Genomic DNA, 9,250 nt, shown 5'->3' with positions numbered 1-9,250 from the left:
CGGTGATGGTTGCGTGCTGGGCGGCGTGCTGCAGCCCGCGCCCGTCGACGTGTCGCAGGCGCTGGCGACGCCGCTGACCGACCACAGCGCATAGCCGAAGCCACAGGCCACCAGCGCGCCGAGGCCGTACCCGACGACCCTGCGCATTCCCATCGACCCCCACGCTTCGTGGAAGAAGGTATCGCCTTCGCTCGACGCTCGCCCAGGAGCCGATGTCGTCGGTCGAGCCCATGACTCGGCGTTCCGCTCGTCGGCTGCGTCGACGCGGCGTGACGCCGTGCCCGGCTCATCACCGTCGGCAGGAGGACGAACGCCGGGCCGACGGCCTCCGATTCCAGCCGCTCGGACCGGGCTTCCTGCTCACCACCAGATGGCCACCGGGCGACCCGCGTCGTCGCACTCCGGTGGCCAGGGCACGCAGCGTGCCCGCCCCGCGGCGATGCGGGCGGCCGACCAGGCCACCGCGGCGGCGTCGAGCACGTCGTCGGCGCCGGCGTCGCCGGCCGGCCCGAGCTCATCAGGGATGACAACGCCGGCGGCGTCGAGCAGCGCGGCTCGGTCGCGAAGCCCGGTCCAGGTTCGCTTCGAGCGCGCCAGCGGCACCCCGCGCATGGCGGCGAACGACAACTCCGGGTGGACCTCGAAGATCCGCGCTGCTGCGGCCTGCCAGTGCGGCTCGGCGTCGAGCATCTTCGAGCCCAGGTTCCAGGCCTGCGCGCTCACGCCGTGGCCGTACCGCGCGCGGCAGGCGGCATTCGCGGCGGCGTGGTCGGGGAAGTCGAGCACCTCCCGCGGCGGCGGCTGGAACACCGACGCGCGCCGCGGTCCGAGCCGCTCCCGCGCGGCGGCGTCGGCGGCGCGGTGTGGGCCGGCCGAGCCCAAGGGGATGTCGACGCCGACGATGACCGCGGGGTCGTCGACGAGCTCACCGAAGCGGGTCGCGAGCCGAGCGTCCGCGAACTCGCCGTCGACGAGCGCGACCGCCACCCAGCCGCGCGTGCACCCGTCGACACCAAGGACGCGCGTCACTCCGCCGGCCGGACGCGGATCACCTCGACCTGGAACGTGCGGCGCGGCGCCGCGTACTCCACCACCTGGCCCGGACTGGCCCCGAGCAACGCCTTTCCGAGCGGCGACGACACGGACAGGACGTCGATGCTCGCGTGGCGCTCCTCGATCGACCCGACGAGGTACTCGGTGCTGGCGTCGTCGTCGTCCATCCGGATCTCGACGATCGTGCCCGGTGCGACGACGTCGCTGTCCGAACTCTCGACGATCACCGCTGCGCGCAGCAGGCTCTCGAGATGGCGGACCCGGGCCTCATTGTGGCCCTGCTCGTTCTTCGCGGCGTCGTAGTCGGCGTTCTCGCGGATGTCCCCGTGCTCGCGGGCCCGCTCGAGCCAGCGCGAGATCTCGGTCCGCCTCGTCGTCGTGCGCTCATCGAGCTCTTGACGGAGACGATCGCGAGCGTCACGCGTGAGGTGCACCTCATCCATTCGGTGGAGCGTACCCGGGAGGTGCCGCGCCGAACGGTGTCGCAACGACCCGACGACTGGCGTCGACGGTCGGATCAGCACGAGCCGCGCGAGCAGGGCGCTGACGTGGCGCGAGCCGCTTTACGTTTGACCCGACCGGACGGTCCTGCGACACTAGTGGGCCCATGCAGCCCCTCACCGCGATCGTCGTCATCGAGTAGCAGGCGCCGGACCCGGCGTCTGCCCCCGACCGTCCACCTCGGTGGGCGGTTTTTCATTGGGGCGGGATCGCGGAGCAGGAGAGGACGTGAGTTACCGGATCGGGATCATCGGGGGCGACGGGATCGGCCCCGAGGTGGTGGCCGAGGCCATGAAGGTGCTCGACGCCACCGGCGTCGGGTACACGCCGGTCGTCTTCGACCTCGGCGGGACCCGCTATCAGCGCGACGGCGAGGTGCTCCCGCCCGCCGACCTCGCCACCATCCGGGGGCTCGACGCGGTGCTGCTCGGCGCCGTCGGCGTGCCGGAGGTCGCGCCCGGGATCATCGAGCGGGGGCTGCTGCTGGCGCTCCGGTTCGAGCTCGACCTGTACGTGAACCTGCGACCGTTCCTGGCGCCGCCGGGCCCGCGCCATGAGGGGCTCGACTTCGTCGTGGTGCGCGAGAACACCGAGGGCGTGTACGCGGGGGAGGGCGGCTTCCTGCGGAAGGGGACCCCCCACGAGGTCGCCACGCAGGGCTCGGTGAACACCCGCCACGGCGTCGAGCGCTGCGTCGAGTACGCGTTCGAGCTGGCCCGATCCCGCGATCGCCGGCACGTGACGCTGGTGCACAAGACGAACGTGCTCACCTTCGCGGGTGACCTGTGGCAGCGCGTCTTCACCGAGGTCGGCCGGCAGTTCGATGACGTCGAGACCGCCTACCACCACGTGGACGCCGCCTGCATCTACCTCGTGCAGGACCCTGGCCGCTACGACGTGATCGTCACCGACAACCTGTTCGGGGACATCCTCACCGACCTCGGCGGCGCGGTGTCCGGCGGGATCGGCCGGGCGGCGTCCGCCAACCTGAACCCGGACCGCACCGGGCCCTCGCTCTTCGAGCCCGTGCACGGGTCGGCCCCCGACATCGCCGGGACGGGCCGGGCCGATCCCCGGGCGGCGGTGATCTCGGCCGCGATGATGCTGGAATTCCTGGGAGCGGACGAGGAGGCGGCGCGGGTGCGCGACGCTGTGTCGAAGACCGAGGACGTCGAGGGGACGACGAGCGAGATCGGCGACGCCATCGCCGAAGGTGTCTAGAGGAGGGTGGGGCAGATGCCCATCGAGAAGACCGACAAGATCTGGATGGACGGCAAGCTCGTCGACTGGGACGACGCGACCGTCCACGTGCTCTCGCACACCCTCCACTACGGCTCGGGGGTGTTCGAGGGGATCCGCGCCTATCCGACGTCGCGCGGACCCGCGGTCTTCCGGCTCACCGATCACATGCGGCGTCTGCACGATTCGGCCATGCTGCTGCACATGGACCTGCCGTACTCCGTCGAGGAGCTCGTCGAGGCCACGAAGGAGACGGTGCGCGCCAATCGGCTCGACTCGTGCTACATCCGCCCCATCGCCTTCCTCGGCTACGGCGAGATGGGCCTCAACCCGCTGCCGTGCCCCGTCAACGTCTCGATCGCGGTGTGGCCGTGGGGCAGCTACCTCGGGGACGAGGGCCTCAAGCGCGGCGTCCGCATGAAGATCTCGACCTGGCGGCGCATGGACCCGAACATCAACCCGGTGGCCGCGAAGGGGACCGGGATCTACATCAACTCGAGCCTGGCCAAGGTCGAAGCCCTGCACGGGGGCTACGACGAGGCGATCCTGCTCAACACGGCCGGCACGGTCGCCGAGGCGACGGGCGAGAACGTGTTCGTGGTCAAGAACGGCACCCTCGTCACGCCGCCGCTGTCCGCGGGCGCCCTCGAGGGAATCACGCGCGACTCGGTGATGACGATCGCCCGTGACCTCGGCTACGAGGTCTCGGAGCGGACGCTGCTGCGCACCGACCTGTACCTCGCCGACGAGGCGTTCCTGAGCGGCACCGCCGCCGAGGTCGTTCCCATCCGCGAGGTCGACGACCGAGAGATCGGCGAGCCGGGCGAGATCACGCGCAAGATCCAGGAGACCTACTTCGCCGCCGTCCACGGCCAGGTCGAGGAGTACGCCGACTGGCTGGAGCCGGCGAATGAGTGACCGCGACCTTCCCGCGCGCGTCGAGATCTACGACACCACGCTGCGCGACGGGTCCCAGCTCGAGGGCATCTCGCTCACCGTCGACGACAAGCTGCGGATCGCGGAGCAGCTCGACTGGCTCGGCGTCGACTTCGTCGAAGCGGGCTGGCCGGGCGCCAACCCGAAGGACGACGAGGTCTTCCGCCGGGCCGAGACCGAGCTGCACCTCGGCACCGCGACGCTCGTGGCGTTCGGGTCCACCCGCCGCCCGACCGGCAAGGTCGACACCGACGACACGCTGCGCCACCTGGTCGAGGCCCGCACCTCGACCGTCTGCATCGTCGGGAAGGCCTGGGACTACCACGTGACCGAGGCCCTCGGGACGACGCTCGAGGAGGGCGTGGCGATGGTCGCCGACTCGGTCGGGTTCCTCCGCGGCAGCGGGCTCGACGTGTTCTTCGACGCCGAGCACTTCTTCGACGGCTACCGGCGCAACCCCGAGTTCGCGCTGCGCGTCCTCGAGGGGGCGGCGGAGCAGGGATCGTCGCGGCTCGTCCTCTGCGACACGAACGGCGGCTGCCTACCCGACGAGGTCGAGCGCACCGTGCGCGAGGTCGTCGGCTACTTCGGGTCCGACATCGGCGTGGCCGTCCACCTGCACGACGACGCCGGCACCGGCGTGGCCAACGCCCTCGCCGGGGTCCGCGGCGGCGCCATCCAGGTGCAGGGCACCATCAACGGCTACGGCGAGCGCACCGGCAACTGCAACCTCACCACGATCATCCCGAACCTCACCCTGAAGATGGGCGTCGAGACCATCCCCCGCGACCGGCTCGAGCGCCTGACCCCGGTCGCGCACCACGTCGCCGAGCTCGTGAACATGGCCCTGAACCCGCAGGCGCCGTACGTCGGCGGCTCCGCCTTCGCTCACAAGGCCGGTCTCCACGTCAGCGCCATCGCCAAGCGCCCCGACGCCTACGAGCACGTCGGCCCCGACCAGGTCGGGAACGGGACCCGCTTCGTCGTGTCCGAGCTGGCGGGGCGATCGACGATCCTCCTGAAGGCGAACGAGCTCGGCCTGACCCTCGACGGGCCGCAGGTCAACGAGGTGGTCGACGAGCTGAAGCGCCTCGAGCACGAGGGCTACCACTTCGAGGTCGCCGACGGCTCCCTCGAGCTTCTGATGCGCCGAGCCAGCGGCTGGGAGCAGCCGTGGTTCCGGATGGAGTCGTTCCGGGTCATCACCGACGACCTGCGCGCCGACGACCTCGACAGCGGGCTGAGCACCGAGGCGACGATCAAGGTCCACGTCGGCGGCGAGCGCCTGGTGCGCACCGCGGAGGGCAACGGCCCCGTCAACGCGCTCGACGCGGCGCTGCGCAGCGCCCTCGGGAGCCGCTATCCCGCCCTCGGCCGGGTGCACCTCACCGACTACAAGGTCCGGGTCCTCGACACCGAGAAGGGCACCGGCGCGGTGACACGCGTGCTCATCGACACGACGAACGGGGACCGCACCTGGACGACCATCGGGGTGAGCGAGAACATCATCGAGGCGTCGTGGCAGGCGCTCTACGACTCGCTCGTCTACGGTCTCCTGCTCGCCGCCGAGCAGGAGCACCCGGATGGCCGCTGACCCGTTCGTCGCGCCCACCCTCGAGGACGAGCCCCGCCAGGCGCAGAACCTGGCGCCGGGCGTGTCCATGCCGGCGGCGCGGCCGTGGCTGCCCGACCGCCCCGGCGACGAGGTCGCCTTCGGGCAGCCTCGCGGCCGGCTGCTCGGCGTCCCCGGCCCGAACGTCGGGTACGCGCTCCAGCTCGCGGAGCGCCTCGCGCCCCGTCTGACGCTGGCGCCGCAGGAGCGGCTCGGCGACGCGGTGGCGGTGGTGAGCGAGCTGGCCATGAAGCGCGCCGCGTCGTACGGGCGGGCGCCGGTGCTGGCCGACCTCGAGTGCGCGGCGCACCTCCTCGGGTACCTCGGCGGCTGCGACCCGGACGACGCCGTCTGGCGGGCTCGGGCCGTGGCCGGCGCCGAGCACGACTACGCCGCCCGTCGGGCCATCTGCGACGCCGTCGACCTCGAGGGCCTGCGCCTCCCCCCCGAGGTGGGGCGCCGTCGGGCCCTCGAGCTGCGGGCCCAGCTGCGGGCGGCCTGGCGGCCCGGCGACCAGTAGCCCGGCTCGCCCGAGCCCATTGCTGACACGCGTGTCAGGTAACGACGGTACGATCCGCCGGCGATGGATGGCTTCGTCCTGTCGCCGGAACTCGAGGAGCTGCGGGCCGCCCTGCGGCGCTTCGCCGAGGACGAGATCGCCCCGTACGCGGCCGAGGCCGACGAGCAGGCCGAGTTCCCGTGGAAGTCCTTCCTGGCCTACCGGGACTCCGGGTTCGTCCGGCTGCCGTACCCCGAGGCGCACGGCGGCGACGGCGGCGACGGCGTCGCCTACGCCCTGCTCGTCGAGGAGGTGGCGCGGGTCTGCGCGGCCTCGGCCCTCTTCGTCATCATCAGCCGACTGGCTTCGGCCCCGATCCTGGCCCACGGCTCACCCGATCTGCAGCGCCACGTCATCCCGAGGGTGGCGGCGGGGGACTGGCAAGGGTCGTACTGCCTCTCGGAGCCGGAGGCCGGGAGCGACATCGCCTCGATGACCACCCGGGCGGTCCGCGACGGCGACGACTACGTGCTGACCGGCCGGAAGTCCTGGATCACCAACGCGGGGGTGTCGGACTTCTACACCGTGTTCGCCAAGACCGACGTCGCCGCCGGCGGGCGCGGCATCAGTGCCTTCGTGGTCGAGGCCGGCCTCGACGGGTTCTCGGTCGGCAAGCTCGAGACGAAGCTCGGCGTGCGCGGCTCGCCGACCGGTGAGATCGTCCTCGACGAGGTGCGGGTCCCGGCCGGACGCCGGATCGGCGAGGAGAACGCCGGGTTCGGGTACGCGTTGGAGGCGCTGAACGGCTCCCGGCCCATCATCGGCGCCCAAGCGGTCGGGATCGCCCAAGGTGCTCTCGACGTCGCCGCGCGGTACGCGACCGAGCGGTCGCAGTTCGGGACCCGCATCGCCGACTTCCAGGGGGTCCAGTTCATGCTGGCGGACATGGCGACCCGTCTCGAGGCCGCCCGGGTGCTCGTCTACCGGGCCTGCTCCCTGCTCGATTCGGGGGCCCCCGGGGTGGCCTCGGCGTCGGCGATGGCGAAGTTGTTCGCGTCGGACACCGCGATGCAGGTGACGACCGACGCGGTCCAGGTCCTGGGCGGCGTCGGCTACACGCGGGACCTCCCGGTCGAGCGGATGATGCGGGACGCCAAGATCACCCAGATCTACGAGGGCACCAACCAGATTCAGCGGATCGTCATCGCCCGAGCCCTGCTCGACGGCGTCGTCGGTGGTGGTGGCGGGCCGCGCTGAACGCGAACGCGGGTTGACGATCGGCGCGCTCTAGCCAAACAGCGCCTGGGTCATGGGCGCGTGGATTGGCATTCCGAGCTGGCGGTAATCGTTGAGGACGTCGCCGAGCATTGTCCGGGCCCACTCGCGATCGTCGGCTTTGGCGCGGTCGACGAGCACTTTTGCTGGTGCCGGTGCGGCGTGCGGCTTCTGGGTTGTCATGGTCTTGACGTGTCGTGCGATGGGATCAAGGCTTCGGCGGTGGGTGGGGAGATCCGCTACGCGAACAGCGGCGATGCATACATCGCCTATCAGGTTCTGGGTGACGCCCCGCGGGATCTGATCGTCATCATGGACGGGTTCATTCCGGTGGACACCATGGACGATGAGCCCCGCTTGGCTCGTGGGATGGCTCGCCTGGGGTCGTTTGCGAGGCTGCTTCGGTTCGATCGGCGGGGGATCGGGTTGTCGGACCCGGTCGCGCCCCGTGTCCCGCCCACGCTTGAACAGTGGGTCATGGACGCGTTGGCGGTCTTGGATGCCGCTGGTTCGACGGAGGCGGCAGTGCTGGCCTCAGCGGAGGCCAGCCCGGTCGGCTTGCTGATGGCCGCAACGCATCCGGAGCGTGTCCGGGCGCTGATCATCGTCAACGGCTTTGCGCGTGCGCTCGTGGCTGTCGATTACCCGATAGGACTCTCGGCTGAGGTCGTCGAAGAGTTCCTCGACACAACAAATCCGTCGGATGGCGACCTGACCGTCGAGTCGGTGGCGCAGTTCGCCCCGAGTGCCGCCAACGACGAGCAGTTCCGCCGATGGTGGAAACAGACCGGTCAGCGGGGAGCGAGTCCTGGCACGGCGCGGGCGCTCTTGAGGGTGGCATTCGAGAGCGACGTTCGTGCCATTCTGCCGACGATCAGCGTCCCGACGCTCGTCGTCCAGTTTGCCGACCACCCGTCCATCCGTGCGGGCAGTTACATCGCCGAGCACGTGCCTGGGGCGGCGCTGGTCGAGATCGCCGGGAGCGATGACTACTGGTGGGCTGCCGACCAGGCTGGCGTGGCCTTGGATGAGATCGAGGAGTTCCTGACCGGTGTGCGCAGCGGCCCGGCACCCGACCGTATCCTCACCACGGTCTTGTTCAGTGACATCGCCTCATCGACCTCCCGGGCCAGCGAGCTTGGAGATCAAGCCTGGCGCGACCTTCTTGATCGCCATGACGACGCGGCACGTCGACAACTCACTCGGTATCGAGGGCGCCTGATCAAGACCATGGGCGACGGGTTCCTGGCCACCTTCGATGGTCCCGCACGGGCCATCGAATGCGCCTGCGCGGTTCGAGACTCCGCCCACCAACTCGGCCTTGAGGTTCGCAGCGGTATCCACACCGGCGAAGTTGAGGTCCGCGGCGACGATATCGGCGGCATCGCGGTCCACATCGCCGCCCGGATTACGGCGTTGGCGGAACCCACCAGCGTCTGGGTATCACGAACCGTCACGGACCTGGTCACTGGTTCGGGCCTCCGATTCGCTGACCGCGGACCCCACGAACTCCGAGGAATACCAGGAACCTGGGACCTATACGCGATTCAAACCTGACCCTCAAGCCTGGAGTTGAGCAGCGAGCCGAACAGCTGCTGGCCTTTCCGCCCTCTTGCAGGGCGGGCGATTTTCGTGGCGCGCCAACAAGCGCATTCGACCTCGGAGAGGCCTCGAACTGCCCACGAACCGGCCTGACCTTTCGGCGGCGGGAACTGATCGCTCGGTACCCTTCGGCGATGGTGTTCAGGGGCCGCGTTGCCGTCGTGACGGGTGCCTCCTCGGGTATCGGTGCTGCCATCGCTACCGACCTGGCTGGCCGCGGCGCCCGTGTCGTGGCAGTCGCCCGTCGGGCTGAGCGGCTCGCCGAGGTCGTTGAGACGTGCCGAGTGTCCTCGCCCGATTCGATCGCCCAGCCTGCGGACGTGTCTTCGCGGCCTGCGTGCGACGAGATCATCGCCGCGACCGAGGCCCGCTTCGGCCGGGTCGACATCCTGGTCAACAACGCCGGCATCAGCATTCACAAGAATGCGGCCCGGACCTCGGTCGAGGAGATCGAGCGGCTCATGGCGGTGAACTTCTTCGCGCCCGTGTATCTCTCGATGGCAGCGCTGCCGGGGATGCTCGAGCGGAGGGAC

At 70.5% G+C, this 9,250-nt stretch carries 9 protein-coding genes; 7 read left to right on the top strand and 2 right to left on the bottom strand.

Annotation, left to right across the window (positions count from 1 at the left end; genetic code table 11):
- Positions 1-360: 360 nt before the first annotated feature.
- The gene (locus VG869_16000; protein ID HEV3452687.1) at positions 361-1,029 is read right to left on the bottom strand and encodes a DUF429 domain-containing protein; all 669 of its coding nucleotides are present in this window, start codon (positions 1,027-1,029) and stop codon (positions 361-363) included.
- The gene (gene greA / locus VG869_15995) at positions 1,026-1,496 is read right to left on the bottom strand and encodes a transcription elongation factor GreA (protein ID HEV3452686.1); all 471 of its coding nucleotides are present in this window, start codon (positions 1,494-1,496) and stop codon (positions 1,026-1,028) included. Before greA ends, VG869_16000 begins: the two co-directional genes overlap by 4 nt.
- A 286-nt stretch (positions 1,497-1,782) precedes the next feature.
- Here greA and VG869_15990 point away from each other — a divergent pair, with 286 nt between their 5' ends.
- The 7 genes from VG869_15990 to VG869_15960 all read left to right on the top strand — a co-directional run.
- Complete coding sequence (locus VG869_15990; GenBank protein HEV3452685.1) at positions 1,783-2,775, top strand: 3-isopropylmalate dehydrogenase; 993 nt, start codon at positions 1,783-1,785, stop codon at positions 2,773-2,775.
- Between the two features lie 15 nt (positions 2,776-2,790).
- Positions 2,791-3,711, top strand: coding sequence for a branched-chain amino acid transaminase (locus tag VG869_15985; protein ID HEV3452684.1), 921 nt, complete (start codon positions 2,791-2,793; stop codon positions 3,709-3,711).
- Complete coding sequence (gene cimA, locus VG869_15980; protein HEV3452683.1) at positions 3,704-5,323, top strand: citramalate synthase; 1,620 nt, start codon at positions 3,704-3,706, stop codon at positions 5,321-5,323. The genes VG869_15985 and cimA overlap by 8 nt, the downstream gene beginning before the upstream one ends.
- Complete coding sequence (locus tag VG869_15975; GenBank protein ID HEV3452682.1) at positions 5,313-5,861, top strand: hypothetical protein; 549 nt, start codon at positions 5,313-5,315, stop codon at positions 5,859-5,861. The genes cimA and VG869_15975 overlap by 11 nt, the downstream gene beginning before the upstream one ends.
- Positions 5,862-5,924: 63 nt before the next feature.
- Complete coding sequence (locus tag VG869_15970; GenBank protein ID HEV3452681.1) at positions 5,925-7,097, top strand: acyl-CoA dehydrogenase family protein; 1,173 nt, start codon at positions 5,925-5,927, stop codon at positions 7,095-7,097.
- Between the two features lie 60 nt (positions 7,098-7,157).
- A complete protein-coding gene (locus VG869_15965; GenBank protein ID HEV3452680.1) occupies positions 7,158-8,672 on the top strand; it encodes an adenylate/guanylate cyclase domain-containing protein in 1,515 nt (504 codons plus the stop codon).
- A 179-nt stretch (positions 8,673-8,851) separates the two neighbouring features.
- Positions 8,852-9,250, top strand: a 399-nt coding sequence (locus tag VG869_15960; GenBank protein HEV3452679.1) for an SDR family NAD(P)-dependent oxidoreductase, incomplete at its 3' end; no start/stop codon positions are given.

Source organism: Acidimicrobiia bacterium (assembly GCA_035948415.1).
GTDB lineage: Bacteria > Actinomycetota > Acidimicrobiia > IMCC26256 > PALSA-555 > PALSA-555.
Note: the sequence above shows the minus strand (reverse complement) of the source record. Positions and strands in the feature narration are given on the sequence as shown.

Excerpts from the sequence above, each read along its gene's own strand:
- VG869_15970 (HEV3452681.1), top strand. The coding sequence starts at position 5,925 with ATGGATGGCTTCGTCCTGTCGCCGGAACTCGAGGAGCTGCGGGCCGCC.
- VG869_15975 (HEV3452682.1), top strand. The coding sequence starts at position 5,313 with ATGGCCGCTGACCCGTTCGTCGCGCCCACCCTCGAGGACGAGCCCCGC.
- greA (HEV3452686.1), bottom strand. The coding sequence starts at position 1,496 with ATGGATGAGGTGCACCTCACGCGTGACGCTCGCGATCGTCTCCGTCAA.
- cimA (HEV3452683.1), top strand. The coding sequence starts at position 3,704 with ATGAGTGACCGCGACCTTCCCGCGCGCGTCGAGATCTACGACACCACG.
- VG869_15985 (HEV3452684.1), top strand. The coding sequence starts at position 2,791 with ATGCCCATCGAGAAGACCGACAAGATCTGGATGGACGGCAAGCTCGTC.